The organism is Exiguobacterium sp. Leaf187 (assembly GCF_001423925.1).
GTDB lineage: Bacteria > Bacillota > Bacilli > Exiguobacteriales > Exiguobacteriaceae > Exiguobacterium_A > Exiguobacterium_A indicum.
Genome location: NZ_LMPR01000008.1, coordinates 226421 through 247864, shown reverse-complemented (window position 1 = coordinate 247864; position 21444 = coordinate 226421). Strand labels below are relative to the sequence as shown.

Here is a 21444-nt window from a genome sequence, read left to right as displayed (position 1 = left end):
GTTTCTGAAGTGATTTCCGTTTCTTATTGTGAAGGAACTGTGTAAAATAAAGAAGATATGTCACTTTGATGATGGATAATTTTGGGAGGTTTTAATAGATGGCGCGTATTTTATTAGCAGAAGACGAAGATGTCTTACGCATGTTAGTACTCGATACACTAGAAGATGAAGGATATACGATTGACGAAGCGACGGACGGTGACGAAGCGTATCAAAAAATCATGAACGCTGAGTATGATCTCGTTTTACTCGATTACATGATGCCTGGAATGACAGGGATTGAAGTCATCGAAAAAGTCCGACAACATCCAGATAAGCAACACTTAAAAATCATGATGTTGACGGCTAAAAGTCAACAATCAGACCGCGAACGAGCAGAAGAAATCGGAGCGAATTACTTTTTCTCGAAGCCCTTTAGTCCGTTAGAACTGATTGATGTCGTGGGAGGAATACTGAGTGATCACCAAGTGGATTAATCGAAAAATCGGACGTCAACTCATGGCCTCCTTTTATGTCGTATTAGCTACATTGATGATTTCATCATTGATCGTCTACAACTACACCGATACGAAACTGCAGGCGACTCGGGCGAAATTAGAAGATATCCGTGACCGGAGTGCACGTGCGGGTGCTTTATGGGAAGAGTGGCAGGATGTCCAGTTCAACATGCGCGGTTATGCCTTGATGGGGAATGGTGATCTATACAATCAAGTCATGGCTCAACAAGATAAGATTGATCAGCAAACAGAATGGTTCGAAAAAAATGCGATTTATGATCAAGGAAAGGCATTCGCCCAGTCCTCGAGAGAATTGTATGGTTATTATTTCGATGCGATTTTGCCGCTTATTCAATCGTATGTCGAAGCGAAAGAATCTGGAGATGTCACGGAATCCTTCTTAAAAGGAACAACACTTGCTGAACTGCCACTTGGTCAGCGATTATTAGCTGAAGGTAAGATTCAATTAGATGCTCAAGGAAACATTGATGTACTCTCGGAAATCAATAAGAGCGAGCTAGCACTCGGCGGTTATCGTGAATTTTTAGAGGATTGGGCACAACGGACGAGTGACCAACTGGAACGGGAAATCCGGACGACACAGCTGATTTGGTTAGCGAATATCGTCGTCTTACTTGCCGTCTTGATTTTCTTTATTTATCCGTTTATCCGCCGCATCACGATGGAATTATTATCTCTCGTCAAGAACAGTCAACGGCTTGCGAACGGTGAAGATGTTTCGAGCGTCAAAGTACCGAATCGTAAAGATGAAATCGGAATTCTGGCGTTATCCTTCAATCAGATGGCAAGTTCGATTTCCGAGAACAAGCAGCATTTATTAGCGAAAAATGAAGAATTACAAGCGCAACAGGAAGAATTGCAAGCACAGCAGGAAGAATTACAAGCACAGCAAGAAGAACTCGAAGAAGCATTAGAGCTGACGATGCGGAATGAGCAACATCTGCAGTATCGGAATGATTTGACAGAAACGCTCGCGGCGCGTGAGTCGTTGACTGCTTATCCGGAAATCATCGAGAAGCTCGTCACGATCACGGATTCTGAGATTGGTGCATTAGTATTTGTTGATGAAGAAGATAGTTATTCTGTCGTTACGTATGGAATGACGGATGAATTGGCAGAACAGCTGCTTCAAAACGATGCGTCTCTCTTAAAACGAGCTGAGTCACTAAAGTCACCTGTTCATTCTTCTAAACAAGTCGCAAGCAATCATCCATTGCCATATCCGTACTATATGTACGAAACAGCTGTACCGATTCTCGACCCCACTGCAGATGACATCATTGCGTACATCTACCTTGTCCGTTACCGCGATCAGTTTACGAACGAACAGATGCGTGATGTCATGTCCTTCTCCCGCCAATTATCGCTATCGCTTTTACGGATGCGGCTGTTTGACGAGATGACGAAAGAGAAAACGAAGACGGAGCGGATTCTCGATTCGATTCGAGAGGCCGTCATCTATCTTGAACCGGGTAAAGAAGAGGTCTTCGTCAATCGACCATTATACGATTTATTCCCGGAGTTGCGTTACGATGTCCAGACTGAACAGGAGACATTGCAAACGTGCTTAGAAGTCATTCGATCCGTCGTCGACGAACCAGAAGTCTTTAGCCGTTATGTTGATGCAGTTCTGCGTGGAGAATTACCGACTGATAGTTTACAGTTCTCGATTCGAAACGAAACGGTATTCATTCAATTTTATGTCGAGGTGATCCACATCCATCACGTACATAAAGGAACGATGCTCGTCATGCGTGATGTGACGAAAGAGACTGAAATGGATCGTTTGAAATCAGAACTCGTTTCAACTGTCTCTCATGAACTTCGGACGCCACTCTCTTCGATTTACGGATTTACAGAACTCATGCTCAACCGAGACATCGAAGAGTCGCGCCAAGATCGATATTTGCGGACGATCCATTCCGAAACGGAACGTCTTGCGAATCTCGTCAATGATTTCTTAGATGTCCAGCGCATGGAGTCGGGCACACAATCGTATAAAAAAGCATCCGTGAACATCTATACGATTGCTGAAGAAACGACACAATTTTATGCGGCTTCGACACAGGCTCATCGGATTACGTTCCGTCACGAGGGAAATCAGTTGCCTGTCATTGAAGCAGACGAAGAAAAAATCAGACAGTTGCTCAATAATTTATTGAATAATGCGGTGAAATATTCACCATCTGGTGGTGCGATCGATGTCGTACTCACGACATCACTTGATCAAGTCATTCTTCAAGTTCGAGATGAGGGAATCGGGATTCCAGAACAATCGCTGAGTCGTCTATTCGAAAAGTTCTATCGCGTCGATAACTCGGATAGTCGAAAAATTGGTGGGACTGGTCTAGGACTAGCTATCTGTAAGGAAATCGTCACGGGTCATGGTGGAGAAATTCATGTCGAGTCAGTCGTGAAGGAAGGTAGTCTTTTTACCGTCAAATTCCCACTTGTCCAGTCTACACATGTGACAATCTCCTGAAAAAACCATATATCAACAAAATAACACTAGGTGTTCGTCCTGAAATCAGATACGATGAAATAGGAAAAGAAAGGAGGAAATGAAATGCCAATCACAGCATTCGTTCACACACACGTCTTACTTTGGGTACTTTTATTGGTTACGTTCTTCATCGCTTTTTCGATGTACAAGAACAACAAAAAAGCTGCAAAAGGGATTCATATGGCGTTCCGTCTGTTGCTCTTATTGACGTTCGCGACAGGTCTTTATCTGTACATCAAAATTATGGGGATGTCTGAAAATCCAGACCCACTCTACCATGCGAAGATTACACTTGGCTTATTGTCGCTCATCTTCGGAGAGTTGACACTTGTTCGACTTAAAAAAGGAAAAGCTTATTCCGGTTTCGTCATCGGATTCATCGTGCTCGTCCTTGTGACAGTATTCCTAGGCTATTCACTCCCATACGGTATGAAATTCTTCTAAGTTCATGCGGGATCAAAGAGTCCTTTTCGACCTCATAGGTTGAAAAGGACTCTTTTTGTCATGTTCGTTAGTAATTTTTGTTTACAAGTGGTTGTTATTTGGGAAAAGGGATGTATTAAACAGTAGAGAGGGGAACGCTTGTGGCACAGTTGAAGGAATGGACGAAAGTTTTCCGAGCACGAAAATGGATGAAACGCGCAGAACCGGTGTTACCACTTTGGCATGGGTATATCGGTTATAAATATGGATTATTCGATGCTCTTCAAACAGGAGCAACACAAGCAGAGGCACAGCTACGGATGCAGCGTCCGCTGACACAGGAAGCGTTATCCCGCTGGTTCGAAGTCGGCGTTGCAGTCGGTCACTTGAAGAAAAAAGATTTACGCTATACAGCGACTCGCCATGTTCTTCCGGAACTCTCTCAATCAGACGATCGGAGTATCGGATTCATGTTATCGGAAATGATGGAGTTGCACTTGCCAGCATTATTCTCTTATCCTCAATTTTTAGAAGAGGGTCAACAAAAGACTTTTAATGGAGAGGAACATGGAGACATCGTAGCTGAAACTTCAGCTCTCGTTGAGACTGTTGCTTTCCCAGCAGTACGCCATATCATTCGGAGTCGTAATCTGACCTCACTACTTGATATTGGTTGTGCTTATGGTGGGTATCTCCGTAAAATCCATGAGGCATTGCCGGACTTACGACTTGCCGGAATCGATATTGAAGAATCCGTCATCGCAGAAGCAAAACGACGAGATACGAGCGGAGAGATTGATTTTGTCGTTGGAGACATCAAAACGTTTGATGTGAAAGAGACATATGACGGTGTCATGATGAATAATATTTTGTATTACTTCCCGCAACCGGAACGCCTTGCACTATTAAAAGGAGTTCGTCGTTTCGTCAAGGATGATGGAACAGTCATTCTCGTCACACCATTACGTGACAGTTCACATGGTGCACCTTTCTCAGCAGCATTCAATGCCTTCATGACGTTGCATGAGAATCTGTATCCATTACCAAGTAAGGAAGAATTGAAAGAAGATCTAACGAAAGCTGGGTTTGAAAACATTTCGATCACACCATTCTTAAAAGAAGGTGCCTGGTATATCGTCACTGCAAACGCCACTTCCTAAGCGAAGTCTGGCGTTTTTACAGTTGGAAGACAGTTTAAATTTGTTGCTTTTACTATGTGCTTAGTATAATAGTTGAAACGATGAGAGATAAAAAGGAGAGATTTGGGTGAAGCGACGCGTAGCAGTGATTGGAGCAGGACCTGGGGGACTTGCATGTGCCTTGTTATTAGCAGGAAAAGGAGTAGACGTCACCGTTTACGAAAAACAAACGCAAGTCGGTGGACGAACTTCTGCCGTCAAGCTAGGTGACTATACGTTCGATCGAGGACCAACATTCCTTAATATGCCGCATATTTTAGAAAACGTTTTTCACGAAGCCGGTCTTCGGTTAGAAGATTATTTAGATTTAAAGGCACTTGATCCGATGTATACACTCTATTTCAAAGGAGGAACAGAGGAGTTTACGATGACGACGGATCGGGACCGGATGAAAGAGGCAATCGAACGACAATTTCCTGGAAACGGAGAAGGGTACGATCGATTCATGGCAGAGCAAGCACTTAAGCTTGGAAAACTCATGCCAATCTTACAGACACGTCACGATCGGCTGACGGATTACTTATCACCGCGTGTCTTAACGGCACTGCCACGCCTATCGCTCGGACGATCGCTTTATGATGTTTTATCCGATTACTTCACGAGCGAAGAATTGAAGTATTCCTTTACATTCCAAGCGAAATACTTAGGCATGTCAGCTTGGGAATGTCCGGGTGGTTTTTCGATCTTGTCTTACATGGAACATGCTTACGGTGTCCACCATCCGATTGGTGGGATGCATCAAGTACCGCTTGCAATGCAACGTGCGATTGAGGAGCTAGGCGGAACCGTACAGTTGGGTGCGGGCGTCGAACAATTGATTTTAAACGGAAAAGCTGTCGAAGGAGTCATCCTCGAGTCAGGTCAACATGAGTTATTCGATGAAGTCATCATCGGCGCCGATTTCGCACATGCGATGAATCATCTGGTGCCGGAAGGGGTTTTGAAAAAATGGTCCCGACCAAAAATTGACCGCAAAAAATTCTCGTGTTCGACGTTCATGTTATACCTTGGTGTCAACCGGACGTTCGATGCACCACACCATACGATTTACTTTGCAGAGGATTATGAGAAAAACGTTCGCGAGATGACGCAGACTTTAGAATTGTCGGATGACTTTTCATTCTATGTCCAAAATCCATCCGTGATTGATTCAACGCTAGCACCTGAAGGCAAGTCTGCTATGTATGTCCTAGTGCCGGTACCGAACAATTACTCGGAACTTGATTGGTCGATCGAAGGACCGAAGCTACGTCGCCGTGTTCTGGACGCTCTTGAAACGCGTTCACCATATCAAGGGATTGAAGCGGCAATCGAAGTCGAAGAGATGTTCACGCCAGACGACTGGGAAGCGATGGGGATTCATCAAGGCGCGACATTCAATCTCGGTCATCAGTTGACACAGATGATGTATTTCCGACCGCATAATCAATTTGAAGAGCTCGATCATCTGTATCTCGTCGGAGGTGGCACACATCCGGGTAGCGGATTACCGACGATTTTCGAATCCGCGCGTATTACGGCAGAACTCGTGCTCAAAAAAGAAGGGGTGCGGACATGAAGATAGGATTCGTAGGAGCCGGTGTCGGTACACTGCATGCAGCGCTTTTGCTGACAGCAAGACATCCTGGAGTCGAGATTACGATTTTTGAAAAAGAAGCGCATGTCGGTGGTCGATTACGATCCGTCGATTTTGAATCGGGTGGCCGCATCGATGAAGGTCCGACGATCGTTCTGATGCCAGGCAAGTTAAAAGAGCAGTTGGCAGAAGCCGGAGTTACGGGAGTAGAACTTGAACGGGTCGATCCATTGTATGACCTTCACTTCGACGATGGTACGGTCGTTACGAAAGTAGCCGATGTCGTGGATCAAGCGATCGCGATCGAACGTCAATTCGGTGAAGGTCGTGGATTTTATGAATTCATGCATCAAAAAGAAAAGGATTATGAGACGAGTGTATCGAAATTTTTAGAACGTGGTTATCGTCGGAAGACGGAGTTGTTGCACCCAGACATGATGCGTCCATTATTACAGATGCATGCTCTAGAGACTGCACATGACCATTTGAAGCGATACTTCAAGAGTAAATATTTGCGCATGGCATACAGTTTTCCGACATTTTATATCGGCGGAAACCCTTATACAACACCATCGATTTACGGTTTGATTCCGTACCGGGAACAAGCAGAAGGTGTCTGGTATGTAAAAGGTGGCTATTTCTCGCTTGCTGAACGCATGTACGACACATTAGTCGAACGTGGTGTCCGATTCGTCTTCGAAGCACCCGTTGAACGAATCGTCATCGACCAAGGACAGGCGAAGGAAATCGTCTTACAAGATGGCACACAGGAAGCATTCGATCAAATCGTATTAAACGGAGAGTTTCCATTGATGGAACGTCTTGTAGAAGGTAAACAACCTAAGACCTATACGCCTTCAGGCGGTACGCTACTGCTGTATTTCAAGATGAAAGGGAAAGTCGATTTACCGGTGCATCGCTTTTTGATGCCAAACGACTTGGAACCGCTCATGACGAATATCTTTAAAAAAGGACGATTACCAGAACATCCGGCAGTCTATCTGTTCCATCCGAGTCGGATTGACCGTAGTTTAACAGGAACAGACGATAGTGTCGTCTACTCATTAATTCCTTCTCCGCGAGGCTATGGTGTAGAAGATTATGAAGAAGTAGACTTCATTGAGACTGTACTTGAAAAAATCGAGCATCATCATCCGGGATTCCGGGAAAAGATACAAGAAATGAAGATTCGTACACCGAATGATGCACAGGCCTTTGGATTATATCAGGGAGGTAGTTTTGGGATTGCGCCGACGATTCGCCAATCGGCTGCCTTAAAGACACAGGCAAAACCGTATCCGGATATCGATCGATTATATGCCGTCGGTGCATCGGTGCATCCGTGTGGAGGAGTACCAGTCGTCATGATGGGCGCAACGATACTCGTAAACCGAATGGAACAAGAGATGGGGTGGAAACATGAATTCAGTGACGATCCAGAACGCGTATATCAAATGTGAGGAAGTCATTCAGTCCGGATCTAAGACGTTCTATAAAGCCTTTTCACTCTTACCAAAAGCAGATCGACAAGCTGTTTATGCCATCTATACATTTTGCCGGTTCCTCGATGATACCGTCGATGAGTCGGATACGCCGAAAGAGAGTTTACTAGCTTTCTTGAATGAATTCAAACGATTCCGTGATGGCGAAGTATTAGATAAACCGTTATGGATTGCGTTGGCAGACGTATTTGAACGTTATGAAATGGATGAGACACCATTCCTTGAGCTCGCGGAAGGGATGCGTTGGGATATCGAGAAAAATCGTTATCAGACGCTTGAAGAGACAGAGCAATACAGCTACTACGTAGCGAGTACGGTCGGTTTGATGCTGTTGCCCATCCTTGCACCGCAACAGCCTGATCTCCGTAAGTCTGCTATCGATCTTGGAATCGCGATGCAATTAACGAATATTTTACGAGATGTTGGTGAAGATGCAAAACGCGGCCGTATCTACTTGCCTCATTCATGGATGGAGACATACGGTGTCACAGCGGAGTCGTTACTCGCTGGTCGTCCTTCAGGAGACTTCATCGGTCTCTGGGAAGAGGTTGCACTTCGAGCAGAGCATCTGTATGACGCGGCGATTCCATCGTTTGAACGGTATCCACGAGAGAGTCGGCGTGCTCTTAAGGCTGCTGCCTTCCTGTACCGTGGTATACTCGATGCAGCGCGGGATAATCACTATGACGTCTTTACAAAACGGGCATACGTCAGCCGTTGGCAAAAAATGAAGTTACTTGCTACGATTTAATACATGACCATAGAAAAAAGACCTTGGCGGGGACCAAGGTCTTTTTTCTATGGTCTGAGACCGGGGAGTCTCAGATTACTTCTACACCAGAGCGAACATCTGGACTACGAGATAGGTCTGTTTCGACCACGGGGATGGTCTTTTCTTTATCGAGCTATCTGTGGACCAAACGGATGAGACGATCTAAGGGGGAACGTCGTAAGTCATGCGAATGGACACACGATGAGTCACGTGATGAAATGGGTGGGTCCCATTTGATTTCGCTGGTTAGAAAAAGTAAGTTCTTCAACGCTCTTGACTCGGGGAAGTCACCTTGCGCTTGATTGAGGATGTGGGGTCAATCACTACCTCTTGAACTCGAAGTAATCGTATCAAATCTTAGTTGTCCGTACAAGTGATTGATATGCAATTCACATAACGTTCACAGGGTAGCGGCGACAGCAGAGACGATTCGTTCACTTGCTAGTTTTCCTGAAAGCGTCACCATTGGACTACCACCACCAGGATGCGTTGATCCACCGGCAAAAAACAAATTGTGAACATTCTTTGAACGGTTGCTCGGACGGAGGAAAGACGACCGGATGCCATTGGATGACAAGCCGTACAATGAGCCGTGATAGGCAAAGAAGGTTTGTTCGATATCCTGTGGCGTGACCCGTTGCTCGAAGACGACATCGGACGAAATATCAATCCCAAAGGACTGCAATCGTTGATTGATCAGTTGATCATACGTATCAAAATCAATCGCATGTCCAGTATCCGTTGCAGGTGCATTGACGAGCACGAATAAGTTATCACCCGCTTGTCCCATTTCTGGTGCTGTGACGGAAGAATTCGAGATATAGATCGTCGGCTCCTCAGCGTAACGTTTTTCATCAAAGAGTGCCTTGAACTCAGCTTCGTAATCTGAAGAGAAGAAGACGTTATGATGAGCCAGCCCTTCGATCCGACGTGAGAGACCGATACATCGAACATAGGCAGAAATCGACGGTTCGACTTGAGCAGGTGTCGGATTTTTAAAATCAGGTCGTGCCGTTTCTGAGATCAGACGTGGATATTGTGTCAACAAATCACCGTTCATGACGACGAAGTCAACCGGTAGATATTCCAAGTGATTCAATTCAATTTCCGTTGCTTGTCCATCGACGACTTCGATCTGTGTCACTTCATCGCCAAGACGGAAGACGACACCTAGTTCTTTTGCACGTCGGGCGAACCCTTCTGCGATTGCTGTATTACCGCCATTTGTGAAGTAGACACCGTCATTTAGTTCTAAATGAGCGATTAAACTGAAGGTAGCGGGTGTTTGATACGGACTACTCCCGATATACGTCGCATAACGATCGAGTCCCTGAATTAACCCTTTATCCTTAAAGTAGTGCTTATGCAACCCATGAAGGTTTTGAAAGGGATGCACTTTCAACATGTCTCGCCAGAGGGAGGGGCGGATATACGAATCAATATTCGTAAAGAATTGTTGTTTTGCGATCGTATGCAACTTCGCCACTTCTTCTTGGTAACCTGTAATATCGTTCTTCGCCAACTGACCGTTCGTGAAACGATCTACTTCTGTCCGCATCGCTTCGCGTCCAGACGAGAATGTTAATGTTCTTCCGTCGGAAAAGTGATTGACCGTATGACGCTCAAGTTTCGTGAATGTAAAGTACTCATCGGGATCCGCACCGGATTCAAGAATGACAGACTGAAAAACTTCCGGCATCGTGATCGTGTTCGGACCAAAATCGAAGCGATGTCCTTCTGTGACGATCGGCATCATTTTGCCGCCGATATGTGTATTGCGCTCGATGACCGTGACGCGAAATCCTTTTGCTGCTAATGAGATAGCAGCGCTGAGTCCACCAAGACCGGCTCCGATGACAGCTATATGTTTCATGCTACTGATTCCTCCTTATGAATAGGTCCTACCCTTCCATGTGATTTCCCGTTTCCTAAAGCTTCGAATCATCGCACTTGCTAGCAAGATGACATAAAGGAATACCGCCAGTGGATGGAGCCACCAAACATGTCGGATTCGTGCCGCACGATCGATCCGGAATCGTGCTAAATAAAGAAGAATCAGTGCGAAACCCATCTGCCAGGATGGGTGGAGGATGAGATAAGGTAGGACACTTGCTTGAACCAAGTAAAAGAGTAGAAAGTATGATCCGACGATATAAGAATCGTTCATCCCACGAAAGACATTCTTTAGAAAACCTTGCCAGACTTCTTCGTTCGTGGCGTACATATCACAAGAGACTGCTGGGGCGACTTCGACGAGCGTCGTCGTCAACCCATGTCGTTTAAACGTACGACAAAGTTCTAAATCGTCAACGAGAGCCGATTGGATGCTTTCATGTCCACCGACTTGGTCATACGCGTGTCGTTCGACGAGAACGACCATGCCGTTGGCTGCAGCAAAAGCTGGATGCTTCACTTTGCGAAACGGAATCGGAAGATGTTGCGCGATAAGAACATGTTGCATTGGAATCAAACACTTTCCGAGAAACGTCGGTACAGGAAAGGACGGGAAACCGGAAAGGAAAACGGCTCGTTCTGTTCGTAACGTTCCGTATAAGCGACAAATCGCATCAGGTGTCAGTGTTACATCAGCATCGAGAAATAACAGATAGTCCTCTGTCGTTCGTTTCGCGAGTTGATGACATGCATGAACCTTTCCTGCCCAGCCTGCTGGTAAGGGAAGACCATCAATCACTGTAAAACGGTCGTCTTGACCAATCCGATCGAGCAATAACTCACGCGTCCGATCGGTCGAGCGGTCTTCATATAAGTAAACGTGCATCCCTGGTGTCAGAGCAGGTTCTAATGCGTCTAATAATTTTCGTACATTACGTTCCTCATTCCGTAACGGGATACAGATTGCTAGACTATCTGGTTGAACGGGATCCGTTAATCGTGGTAGAAAAGCTAAATTGATCCATGTATAGAGACAGACAGCTAGAGCGAAGAAGAGAAAGAACCAACTCATGAGCGGAGTGCCCGTAACCAGCGCTCCGTTCGTGCAGGAAGTGGTTCCCTTCGGGTAGAGATACAGCGATACAAATCAACACGTTCCGCAATTGCATCTGCTCGAATGTCGTCGTATAAATCAGTTAGTTCTGCTGTCAGTCGTTTTGCCTGAGCACTTGACCGTTCGTCAGGTAATGGATGAAAGCGACGCGTCCGGATATAGACGTCCGGTTGCTGTTCATGACCATATGAATAATAAAAGGCGACGAGAGACACGTGATCCGTATGACGCGTCAAATGTGTGGCACCACTTGCTAAGCGAAGCGGACGGTCCTCTTGATGACGTTCTTCGCCTTGAGGAAACATCCAGACGCTGCTGCCATTTTGAAGTCGTTCTTTTGCATAATGAAGACTTGTCTTGATATCAGCGAATGATGTCCGGTCAACAGAGAAAGCTCCGAGACGGGAGAAAAACGGGAAACGAGCAAGCCCTGCTTGATCAATCATGACATAGGGGTCGTGATGGAAGCAGGTCTGATCCAAATGAAAAAGAATCATACCGTCCCACCAAGAACTGTGTGTAGCAAGCATGAGACCCGGGACAGGTAAATCGTCTGCTCGATATAAGACACGGTGGAAATGACGTCGGATCAAAGCATGATCGACATACGTATGAAATACGGATTCAGCTAATTTGCTTTTGTTTGCTTCTTTCAACGATAACCCCTCGTTTCACAATGAAATAGACGATGAATGCACTTAAGCTGACCAAAGTGACGCCATAGAGACCAGCAACTCCTGCTGTTACACCGAATAAAGTGTGCAACATTAAAAAGAGATACTGATTGTTTTGTTCGAGTGCGGCATCCGTCGCCTTGACTTGATATCGATTGATGAAAAAGGAAAAGACGAGCGCCGTTCCATACCACCCGAAGAAATTCTGTGTCGGAATATCGTAATACCAGCCACCGTCTTGCCAAAGCCAATACGATTTCACGTTAGCAGCAACAGGATCGATCGCTAAATCGAGCCAGACGGCAAACAATGGAACGAGAATCAATGTACTATAGCGAAACGAGAACAAACGGGAGAAAGCGAGACTCGCCCCCATGACCGATAGCCATGCAGCCCCGATCGTAATCGGTACACCTAATAATTGGACACCGAAATCCGACTCGTAACGATATGTTCCGAACGGCCAACCGGTATGGACCCCAATCGACTCAATGATGATCGAACCAAAGAAGATGAAGGGGATGACAAGACGCCCCTTCGGTAAGACATGCCAAAAATAGAGAGCTGCGTATAAGCCGGAAGCGAATAAAAAGACGGCATTGGCCCACTCGAGCCAAGGGGGAAGTAACGAAAAACCGACTAAGATCAAGCCGATGGTGAACCAAATCGAAAAGAAAATCCAAAGACGTTTATGAAACTGCTCCATGCGTGACATTCCTCCATTTCCAAAATAGCTTCTGTCATAAGTATACCCATATATCTTGAAAACGAGCGAGGGAGAAGCGGTCTTATAAAAAAAGTGGTCCGGCTTCTCGTAAGAGAAACCGAACCACTTCCTATCATCATCCGTTTGAATGTTGTTTTTGCTTCTTCTTTTTGATGAACGAGAAAAGGAGAAACGCGATATACAACGGAACAGCAACGAACCAAAACGTCGACCACTCATTGCTACGCGCAATCATGACATACGTCACGTATAGCAACGTAAAGGTGATGACGAACGTATGGCGCGGAACGGGAATGTCTTTAAAACTTGGAATCTTGACACGACTGACCATCAAGAAGGCAAGACCTGTAAAGACGAGTGGGACCATCAAGTCGTTCATTCGTCCGCTAAACAACGTGACGACGGCCAAAATACCACCTGCCGCTGTAATCGGTACACCTGAAAAATAAGCAGATGCCACATTCGTTGCCGATAAATTAAAACGAGCAAGACGAAATGCGCCGAACAACGGGAACAGAGCAGAGATTAGTAAACCAACTTCTCCGAATTCATAGAAATACGTATAGTAGGCCATCATTGCAGGTGCGACACCGAATGTCACGATATCTGCTAATGAGTCCAGTTCTTTTCCGAAGTCGCCTGCTACACCAAGCATCCGAGCAAGACGTCCATCCAGACTATCAAGCATCATCGCGATGACGATTAGTAAGGTGGCATTTTGAAAATCACCTTTTGCTGCCATGACGATGGCTAAAAAACCACAATACAGATTTCCGAACGTAAATAGGTTGGGTATTGAATTACGAACACGATCTTTCCACAAAATGATTCCTCCTGCCACTTCATCGATACTACTCATCATACCATAATTAGGAGATGGAATTCAGCCGTTCGTAAAGAGAATCCCCTGAGTGAAAGATAAAAAATCATGAGGATTCAACCGAACTTGATGTCCACGTTTTCCAGCGGATATGATGATGAATGGTTCATGGATAGCACGATCCGATAAGAGAACCTGAAAATTCTTCTTAGCACCGATTGCAGAGACACCACCTCGAATATAGCCAGTCAGGTCTTCTAAGTCCTTCATCGGAACAAGCGCGACTTTTTTCGAATGCAATGCTTTGGCCGCTGCCTTTAGAGAGAGTTCTTCTTCCCCCGAAATGACGACGAAGACATATTTATTTTCGACCATTTTCAAAACAAGGGTTTTAAAAATGGTAGAAAGGGGGTAATTAATCTTTCTAGCGACGGCTTCAGCAGATAAATCATCAAGATCAACAGGATAATTGAGGGATTCGAAGTCAATCTTAGACTGCTTCAGAAGCCTCTCGACGTTCGTTTTGCTCATGTGTTTCTCCTTTGACGAGTGAGTATTGGACCCATTTCCGTCCATGCCAACGCTTCATGGCGAAAATGCCACGGAACCATTCGTCAGCAGAGAAGGCAATCCAGATTCCAAGTAATCCAAGACCGAAACCAAGACCAAGCGTATAACTGAGGACGACCGCGATTCCCCACATCGATAGAATACCGATGGCGACAGGGAAACGAACATCTCCTGCCGATTTAAGAGTTCCCATGAGCACGATGTTCATCGCGCGACCTGGTTCAAGAATGACGCTTGCCCAGAGTAGTGGGATACCGATTGCAATGATTTCAGGACTCGATGTGAACACTGATAGAATCGATGAACCGAATGAAGCAAGAGCGACAGCTGAGATGAAGCTTGCGAAAACAGCAATCTTCAATGTTTTCACAGCACGTCCATATGCTTGTTCAAATTGTTGCGCACCAACTTGGCGTGCGACGAGTAACTGCGTTCCTTGAGCGATGGCAAGCGTGAATAGGAAACAAAGCATCGTGATGTTTGATACATAAACACGAGCAGACAACGCTGCTTCACCAATTGTTGCGATGAATCCTGTGATGATGAGTTGTGAGAATTGATAGGAGATCCCTTCACCAGCAGATGGGATTCCGATGTTCATGATTCGTTTCACATCTTCACGATTAAAATGAATCAAGTCTTTTACTGTAAAACGTAAAGAAAGTTTGCGGTAAACGACAAAGAACAACACAAGGACAGCGATTGTCCGGGCGACGACAATCGACCAAGCGACACCAGCAACACCGAGAACGGGAATGCCGAAGAGTCCAAGAACAGCGATGACGTTACCAAAAGCACTAACGAAATTCATGAGTAGCGTGACGTACATAGCATTTTTAGTGAATCCATGACTCCGGAGAATCGCACCCAGTGTCAATGAGATGGCTTCTAAGAAAAGGAATAGACCAACGATCTTAATGAACGTTTCGCCATAGACGAGCGTCTCTCCTTCTAACGAGAAAAATCCAAGAAGTTGTCTTCCGAACAACACGACGGTCAGAGAAACGATGAGACCGGTATACAAGTTAATCGCAAAAGCAGAACGAGCCGTTTGACGAGCGTTTTGCGTCTTTCTTGCACCGAGGTACTGACCAATGATGATCGTTGCACCGACCGAGGTGATGTTAAAGAGAATAATGAAGATATTCAAAATTTGATTGGATACACCGACTGCTGCAGCAGCGCTATCCGAGTAATAACTTAAAATCAACGTTGCAATGATCCCGAGGCTCATATGCAATGCAATCTCAATGAATAATGGCCACGTAATGTGGAATAAGCTTGGTTGCTTGACTGTTTTCATAAATAAATCCCCTTTGTTTCATAAAACGAATAGTGTTTCTTTATCTTTTTGAAACTATACGCCTTCGATTTTCATAATGAAAGAGAGTTTTTTGTCTTTCATCGAAAAAAAAGAGATTTAAAAGGATTTTCATAAAATATCACGAATACATCATAATGAACAATCATTCATTTTTTAAAGGTAGGGGAATCCGATGAAACGAGAAATGCATTATGTCGTCAAGGATCAAATCGCAACGCTAACGCTAGCTCGACCCAAACAACTGAATGCATTAACGTCGAATTTACTAGAAGAGTTGGCAGACGCTCTAGAAGAAGCGAATCAGGATGAGGAAGTACGTGTCATCGTCTTGACTGGTGAAGGACGTGGTTTTTGTGCAGGACAAGATTTGAAAACCGTCTCGCCTGAGCTCGATCATGGTGAATATCTACAACAGTATTATCATCCTGTCGTTCGGGCACTCGCTAAATCGAAAAAACCGACGATCGCTGCCATCAATGGTGTAGCGGCAGGTGCCGGTTTGTCACTAACGCTCGCCTGCGATTTCCGGCTCGTCCACGCTGAAGCGAAATTATCGCTCGGATTTATCAATATCGGTCTTGTCCCGGATGCAGGAGCGCCGTATTTCTTACCCCGGCTAATCGGTGCGGCAAAAGCAACGGAGCTTGCGTTACTCGGTGACACGATTTCAGCAGAAGAAGCCGTTTCGCTCAACCTAGCAACACGAAGTATCGAATCAGAGAAATTTGTAGAAGAGGTCACAGCGTTTGCTCGTCAGCTGGCAGATCGTCCGACAAAAGTGATCGGGTACATCAAGCAGCTGCAAGCAGCGAGTTATGAAAATAACTTGGAGGAAATGCTTGCTCAAGAAATCATCTATCAGTCACGTGCTGGAAAAACGGAAGACCATCGCCATGCTGTTGAATCCTTCATCGAAAAAAAACGCCCTGTTTTTGTCGGACGATGAATCGAGCATACTTTATAGAAGAAAGACGTCGGAAACGCACGATGCGCCGACGTCTTTTTAATTCAATTTCTTTTTGATTTTTCGTGCGGTCGCATGTGTACGGTTCGTCAATCCTGTAGAGATACGGAATAGTAGAATTCCAAGAAAAGCAGAAACAAAAATGTATATCCCGGTCAACGTCACGAATGCACCACTAGCGAGCGTGATGAAAAGTATCGAAAATTCACCACGTGGACCCAGACAAAAGCCAGATTCGATCGCATGATAATTCGATAAACCAAAGGACCTTCCGCCGAGGTAACCGACTAAAAATTTAGAGACGACTCCCCAAATGACAAGAGCGAAGAAAAATAGATCAATCGGTAATCCGTCAGTCAACTCGAATGACATTCCGAACGTGATAAAGAACAATGGTAATAATAAGTCTTGGAACGGAGTGACTAGTCGTCTAAGATAACGCGTCTCATCCAGTTCGGTTAACAGAATACCGATGATGAAGGCGCCAAGTACTTCTGACAATCCGAATAAGATACCGATACCGGAAAATAACAAGATTAACCCGATGATTCCGATGCCGGCATCAGGATGACGGTAGAGTGAATCGACGAGACGTTTCCGTCTTCGGATGAATAACGTCATGATGATTAAAGCAATGAAGAAGAAGCCAAATCCGAGAAAGATGATGCTGATTTTTGCTACCGAGAACGTCTCAGTCCCTAAAACGAACGGGGCCGTCGTCAGTAGGATTGGTGCCATCAAATCTTCGAAGACGAGTAAGGACAGCACGAAGCGATTCACATCCTGATGTTTATCCGGTTCCCGATCGAGCAGCCGAGCAGAAATCGAAGAACTCGTCGCATATAAGACACAGCCAATCAAAAACGATTCGGCGACTGAAAAGCCAAACGATAGGGTCAACAGGATAGTCCCACCAAACGAAAGTAGAATATCGATGACTCCTGCTTTCCAAATGGAACGGAGCTGAATCAGCAAGTCCGCCACTGAAAATTTTAGACCAAGTAAAAAGAACAGGACGATGATGCCCGCTTCTCCTCCGAGTTTCAGCTCTTCGGGAGGGTCATAATAAAATCCAAGGACGATTCCGATCAAGATGAAGGCCAGAATACTCGGAACATGGAATCGTTCACTCAAATAACTGATCGTAAATAAGCCGATGAGGATGAGACCGGCGTAAAAGAAAATTTCCATGGAGGATGTCCTCCTTTCTGTACCCTATACCCTAATTCGCTGGCATTCATTAACTCGTTTCTCTCCTGGAGAACGGATACAGAAAAAAGCCTGGACACAAAACTTCTTTTTCAGAAGGTGAGTGTACAGGCTTTTAAATGGTTATAAGACTTGAACGATCGTTCCAGAATACGCAGGGAGAGAGACATCAAGCGTCTGCTGGTGCGTGTTCGTCAATAAATCAAGCCCCCGACCAGCTTGTGGAGCGGTCAACGAAACGGGAGCATCTGAATTGTTGAAGTAGATATAATATAATCCTTCCGGGCTCATGCGACGCATGATGATTGTATTCGTCTCATCATTCGCGTGAACGAAAGAGATATGTCCTTTGTTCGCAAGCGTCTTATGTTGCTTTCGAAGCTGTAGCAAGTGTCGTGTATAGGCGAATAACTCCTGATCCTGCTCCTCTGGATCCCACGGCATACATTTTCGGCAGCCTGGATCTTGATCGCCATCGAGACCGATCTCATCACCATAATAGATGACGGGACTACCCGAGAACGTCAACATCGATAACAAGAGAAGACGAAGCTTCTGTTTGTTATTCCCAGCACGTGTCAACGCACGCGGTGTATCGTGTGATCCGATTAGATTGAAGGTCACTTCATTGACATTCATCGTGTTTGAGAACAACACATGCGACATATCGTTCGCATACGAGCTTGCTTTAGTCTTATCTAAGGCAAAGAAGTTCAAAGCGGCATTCGTAAATGGATAGTTCATGACGGCGTCAAACTGGTCACCGAGCAACCATTCCTGTGAGTCATGCCAAATTTCACCAAGGATATACGTGTCAGGGTTGACTTCCTTGACGACTTGACGGAAATCACGCCAAAATGCGTGATCGACCTCGTTGGCGACGTCGAGTCGCCAGCCATCGATTCCGAATTCTTCGACCCAGTAGCGGGCGACATGGAGCAAGTAAGACTTTACTTCATCATTCTCGGTGTTGAATTTCGGCATTTCAGGTACAAAAGCAAACGTATCATAGTTCGGCAATGGTTCTGTCACGAGCGGGAAATCACGCAGATGGAACCATTCTTTATAGGTTGAATGACTACCATGTTCACGGATGTCAGCGAATGCTTTATGGTGGAAGCCGGCATGATTGAAAACGGCATCTAGCATGATACGAATGCCATGTGCGTGTAACAAATCGACCATTTCCTTGAATTTCTCTTTCGTACCGAACTGTGGATCAATTTCTAAGTAATCGATTGTGTCATATTTATGATTCGATTTCGCCAAGAAGATCGGGCAGAAGTAAATACCAGTGATACCAAGTTCAACGAGATAATCGATGTGGTCGATGACGCCTTGGAAATCTCCACCGAAAAGATTCGTCGTCGTCGGTGCTGTACTATTCCATGGGAGTGTACCAGCTGGATCATTCGTCGTATCGCCATTTGCGAAGCGATCTGGGAAGATTTGATACCAAACCGTATCCTGGACCCAATCTGGTGCAGTGAATACGTCGACTGCATTAAGAAAAGGAACGCAGAAATAGTAGCCAGTATCATCGAGCGGTTTTTCGTCGAACCATCCACGTTCCGTGAATACATGACTCGTTGAACCGTCATGGAGACGGAAACCATATCGTAGACGACGGAAGGGAGGTACGACATCGATGAACCAATAATCGTATAACTCATCTGATCCACTTCGCTTCATCGGTGTTTCAAATGTATTCCAGTAGTTTGATTTTGAGGGATCGAAGTTCCAATCGGCAGCATCCGGATTTTCAGTATGCCAATCGTATGGATCGCCCCATATCAAATCGACGCGATCAACGTCATTTTTTTTCGTTTGTAAACGGATGTGGATTGTTCGCTCATCATATTTATAGACGAACGGAGACATCGCACGGTGAAACACAGCTTCTTTGAACATGGCAGTCACTCCTTAACGCAATCGCTTGCATCATATTGATTATGTCTTCGACCTAAGAATAGTAAAGCGCTTTCTTAAAGTCAATTCCAATCCCGTGAAATCAAGGATTCCTGATAAAAGTCGAGAGTATGATGCAATCGTTTGCATCATGTTGTGCAAACAATAAAAATGAAAACGTTTTCTTTTTATGCACTTATTCTATCTAGCATTTGATTCAAATAATGAAATCAAAAATAAAAAGTTTTTGAAATGTAAGAAAATAATTGAATAAAAGGACTTGTCAAAAGGATTTTAGATTGTATAATAAAAATGTAAAGGTGATGCAAACGTTTTCATAAAACGCTTACAACCACTCGGTTGTTATCATGAGAAAATGGTTGTGCCTTTATGCAAACGTTGTGCATTAAAACTTATCATTCATAAGTTAACTTGGGGAGGAAATTTCAATCATGGAAATGAAAAAATTCGTAGCAGGTCTCTCTGTATCTGTCATGGCAATCGGTGCACTTGCAGCATGTGGCGGTGGATCAGACTCTGAATCATCATCTTCAGATTCAGGTAGTAAAAAACCAAGCAAGATCGTCATCTGGGAAGACACTGAAAAAGCTGAAACGACTAAAGCAGCAGCTAAAGCGTTCGAAGAAAAAGAAGGCGTCAAAGTCGAAGTCAAAGAAGTTAAGATGACAGATCAGCAGAAGAAAGTAGCACTTGACGGACCAGCAGGTAAAGGACCGGATATCATGCTTCTTCCACACGACCAAATCGGTACAGTCGTTGACCAAGGCTTGATCGCAGAGCTCAAGGATGGCGAAAAAGCACTTGAGCCATTCATCGATACAGCGAAATCAGCAGTAACGTTTGACGGTAAAGTCTACGGATATCCGAAAGCAGTTGAAACACCAATCCTCCTCTTCAATAAAGATGAATTAAAAGAAGCACCAGCTTCAATGGACGATCTGTACAAGATCTCAACAGAGCAAAAGAAAGACGGCAAATACGGATTCCTCGCGCTTTGGGATAACTTCTACTTCGCACACGGTCCAATTGGTGGCTACGGCGGATATGTCTTCAAAGACAACGGTGGCAAATTGGATCCAGCAGATATCGGCTTGAACAACAAAGGTGCTGTCGAAGGTATGGATTACATCGGCAAGTGGTACAAAGAAGGTCTCTTCCCGAAAGGTCTTATCGGTGGTGGCGGTGGTCAAGCACTTGACCAACTCTTCGGCGATAAAAAAGCTGTTGCTGTCATGAACGGTCCATGGGCAGTTGCGAGCTATAAAGAAAAAGGCATCAACCTCGGAGCTTCAGCTCTTCCGAAACTTCCAAACGGTGAGCCGATTAAAACATTCGTTGGTGTAAAAACATACGCGATTTCAGCATACTCGGAAAATGCAGAGTGGGCTGAGAAGTTCTTGGCATCACTCACTGGTGAAGAGAACGCGAAAGCAATGTTCGAAAAATACAATGAGATCCCACCAGTCACTGCGCTTCAAGAAGATGCAGCAATCAAGGATAACGAAGTCGCAGCAGCAGTCTTCGCACAATCACAAAACGGTGTGCCAATGCCGAACATCGCTGAGATGGGTCAAGTTTGGGAACCAATGGCAGCAGCACTTCAGCTTGTTGCAACAAACAAACAAGACGCACAAAAATCAGCTGATGATGCTGTCAAACAAATCAAGCAACAAATCGAAGCTAACAATCAATAAGCGTAAATGGAACGCGTGAATCCATGAAAAAGA

18 protein-coding genes are annotated in these 21444 nt (G+C 45.0%); 9 read left to right on the top strand and 9 right to left on the bottom strand.

From position 1 onward, the window contains the following. The first annotated feature begins 98 nt into the window (after window positions 1-98). The 7 genes from ASF99_RS03585 to ASF99_RS03555 all read left to right on the top strand — a co-directional run bounded on the left by ASF99_RS03585 (window position 99) and on the right by ASF99_RS03555 (window position 8472). On the top strand, window positions 99-476 hold the full coding sequence (locus ASF99_RS03585; protein ID WP_023467390.1) for a response regulator: 378 nt from the start codon (window positions 99-101) through the stop codon (window positions 474-476). Then, entirely contained in the window at window positions 457-3000 is a 2544-nt protein-coding gene (locus ASF99_RS03580) for a HAMP domain-containing sensor histidine kinase (protein WP_035398451.1), read from the top strand. The genes ASF99_RS03585 and ASF99_RS03580 overlap by 20 nt, the downstream gene beginning before the upstream one ends. Before the next feature lie 84 nt (window positions 3001-3084). Further along, window positions 3085-3465, top strand: a complete 381-nt coding sequence (locus ASF99_RS03575; protein ID WP_055966990.1) for a DUF1516 family protein — start codon at window positions 3085-3087, stop codon at window positions 3463-3465. 140 nt (window positions 3466-3605) lie between these two features. Next, complete coding sequence (locus ASF99_RS03570) at window positions 3606-4604, top strand: class I SAM-dependent methyltransferase (protein ID WP_023467393.1); 999 nt, start codon at window positions 3606-3608, stop codon at window positions 4602-4604. Window positions 4605-4710: 106 nt separating this feature from the next. Further along, a complete protein-coding gene (locus ASF99_RS03565) occupies window positions 4711-6201 on the top strand; it encodes a phytoene desaturase family protein (RefSeq protein WP_035398449.1) in 1491 nt (496 codons plus the stop codon). Continuing rightward, window positions 6198-7679, top strand: coding sequence for a phytoene desaturase family protein (locus tag ASF99_RS03560; protein ID WP_023467395.1), 1482 nt, complete (start codon window positions 6198-6200; stop codon window positions 7677-7679). Before ASF99_RS03565 ends, ASF99_RS03560 begins: the two co-directional genes overlap by 4 nt. Next, entirely contained in the window at window positions 7639-8472 is an 834-nt protein-coding gene (locus ASF99_RS03555; RefSeq protein WP_055966987.1) for a phytoene/squalene synthase family protein, read from the top strand. Before ASF99_RS03560 ends, ASF99_RS03555 begins: the two co-directional genes overlap by 41 nt. Window positions 8473-8893: 421 nt before the next feature. Here the strand turns inward: ASF99_RS03555 and ASF99_RS03550 are convergent, their stop codons facing one another. The 7 genes from ASF99_RS03550 to ASF99_RS03520 form a co-directional block, all read right to left on the bottom strand. Further along, the gene (locus ASF99_RS03550; protein WP_055966984.1) at window positions 8894-10366 is read right to left on the bottom strand and encodes a phytoene desaturase family protein; all 1473 of its coding nucleotides are present in this window, start codon (window positions 10364-10366) and stop codon (window positions 8894-8896) included. A 15-nt stretch (window positions 10367-10381) separates the two neighbouring features. Beyond that, entirely contained in the window at window positions 10382-11458 is a 1077-nt protein-coding gene (locus tag ASF99_RS03545; protein WP_055966981.1) for a glycosyltransferase, read from the bottom strand. Next, window positions 11455-12156 (bottom strand): lysophospholipid acyltransferase family protein, encoded by a 702-nt coding sequence (locus ASF99_RS03540; RefSeq protein WP_023467399.1) that lies wholly within the window; start codon window positions 12154-12156, stop codon window positions 11455-11457. Before ASF99_RS03540 ends, ASF99_RS03545 begins: the two co-directional genes overlap by 4 nt. Continuing rightward, window positions 12125-12880 (bottom strand): carotenoid biosynthesis protein, encoded by a 756-nt coding sequence (locus tag ASF99_RS03535; RefSeq protein ID WP_023467400.1) that lies wholly within the window; start codon window positions 12878-12880, stop codon window positions 12125-12127. Before ASF99_RS03535 ends, ASF99_RS03540 begins: the two co-directional genes overlap by 32 nt. A 136-nt stretch (window positions 12881-13016) precedes the next feature. Further along, the gene (pssA, locus tag ASF99_RS03530; protein WP_174316042.1) at window positions 13017-13763 is read right to left on the bottom strand and encodes a CDP-diacylglycerol--serine O-phosphatidyltransferase; all 747 of its coding nucleotides are present in this window, start codon (window positions 13761-13763) and stop codon (window positions 13017-13019) included. Window positions 13764-13784: 21 nt separating this feature from the next. Next, entirely contained in the window at window positions 13785-14252 is a 468-nt protein-coding gene (ybaK, locus tag ASF99_RS03525) for a Cys-tRNA(Pro) deacylase (protein ID WP_055966978.1), read from the bottom strand. Continuing rightward, entirely contained in the window at window positions 14212-15594 is a 1383-nt protein-coding gene (locus ASF99_RS03520) for an MATE family efflux transporter (protein WP_055966974.1), read from the bottom strand. Before ASF99_RS03520 ends, ybaK begins: the two co-directional genes overlap by 41 nt. Window positions 15595-15787: 193 nt before the next feature. Between ASF99_RS03520 and ASF99_RS03515 the strand changes: the two genes are divergently transcribed. After that, window positions 15788-16561, top strand: a complete 774-nt coding sequence (locus ASF99_RS03515; RefSeq protein ID WP_035398437.1) for an enoyl-CoA hydratase/isomerase family protein — start codon at window positions 15788-15790, stop codon at window positions 16559-16561. A 57-nt stretch (window positions 16562-16618) separates the two neighbouring features. Here ASF99_RS03515 and ASF99_RS03510 read toward each other — a convergent pair whose 3' ends face one another. Together ASF99_RS03510 and ASF99_RS03505 are read right to left on the bottom strand one after the other, a co-directional pair. Continuing rightward, window positions 16619-17770, bottom strand: a complete 1152-nt coding sequence (locus ASF99_RS03510; RefSeq protein ID WP_055966971.1) for a cation:proton antiporter — start codon at window positions 17768-17770, stop codon at window positions 16619-16621. A gap of 141 nt (window positions 17771-17911) precedes the next feature. Continuing rightward, window positions 17912-19699 carry a glycoside hydrolase family 13 protein gene (locus ASF99_RS03505; protein WP_023467406.1) on the bottom strand — a complete coding sequence of 596 codons (1788 nt, stop codon included), beginning with the start codon at window positions 19697-19699 and terminating at the stop codon, window positions 17912-17914. A 455-nt stretch (window positions 19700-20154) separates the two neighbouring features. Between ASF99_RS03505 and ASF99_RS03500 the strand changes: the two genes are divergently transcribed. Next, complete coding sequence (locus tag ASF99_RS03500) at window positions 20155-21411, top strand: extracellular solute-binding protein (protein ID WP_174316741.1); 1257 nt, start codon at window positions 20155-20157, stop codon at window positions 21409-21411. Window positions 21412-21444 lie beyond the last annotated feature (33 nt).

Coding starts and splice junctions, on each gene's coding strand:
- ASF99_RS03585 (WP_023467390.1), top strand. CDS start 99: ATGGCGCGTATTTTATTAGCAGAAGACGAAGATGTCTTACGCATGTTA.
- ASF99_RS03575 (WP_055966990.1), top strand. CDS start 3,085: ATGCCAATCACAGCATTCGTTCACACACACGTCTTACTTTGGGTACTT.
- ASF99_RS03560 (WP_023467395.1), top strand. CDS start 6,198: ATGAAGATAGGATTCGTAGGAGCCGGTGTCGGTACACTGCATGCAGCG.
- ASF99_RS03555 (WP_055966987.1), top strand. CDS start 7,639: ATGAATTCAGTGACGATCCAGAACGCGTATATCAAATGTGAGGAAGTC.
- ASF99_RS03550 (WP_055966984.1), bottom strand. CDS start 10,366: ATGAAACATATAGCTGTCATCGGAGCCGGTCTTGGTGGACTCAGCGCT.
- ASF99_RS03545 (WP_055966981.1), bottom strand. CDS start 11,458: ATGAGTTGGTTCTTTCTCTTCTTCGCTCTAGCTGTCTGTCTCTATACA.
- ASF99_RS03535 (WP_023467400.1), bottom strand. CDS start 12,880: ATGGAGCAGTTTCATAAACGTCTTTGGATTTTCTTTTCGATTTGGTTC.
- pssA (WP_174316042.1), bottom strand. CDS start 13,763: ATGATGAGTAGTATCGATGAAGTGGCAGGAGGAATCATTTTGTGGAAA.
- ybaK (WP_055966978.1), bottom strand. CDS start 14,252: ATGAGCAAAACGAACGTCGAGAGGCTTCTGAAGCAGTCTAAGATTGAC.
- ASF99_RS03520 (WP_055966974.1), bottom strand. CDS start 15,594: ATGAAAACAGTCAAGCAACCAAGCTTATTCCACATTACGTGGCCATTA.
- ASF99_RS03515 (WP_035398437.1), top strand. CDS start 15,788: ATGAAACGAGAAATGCATTATGTCGTCAAGGATCAAATCGCAACGCTA.
- ASF99_RS03510 (WP_055966971.1), bottom strand. CDS start 17,770: ATGGAAATTTTCTTTTACGCCGGTCTCATCCTCATCGGCTTATTTACG.
- ASF99_RS03505 (WP_023467406.1), bottom strand. CDS start 19,699: ATGTTCAAAGAAGCTGTGTTTCACCGTGCGATGTCTCCGTTCGTCTAT.
- ASF99_RS03500 (WP_174316741.1), top strand. CDS start 20,155: ATGAAAAAATTCGTAGCAGGTCTCTCTGTATCTGTCATGGCAATCGGT.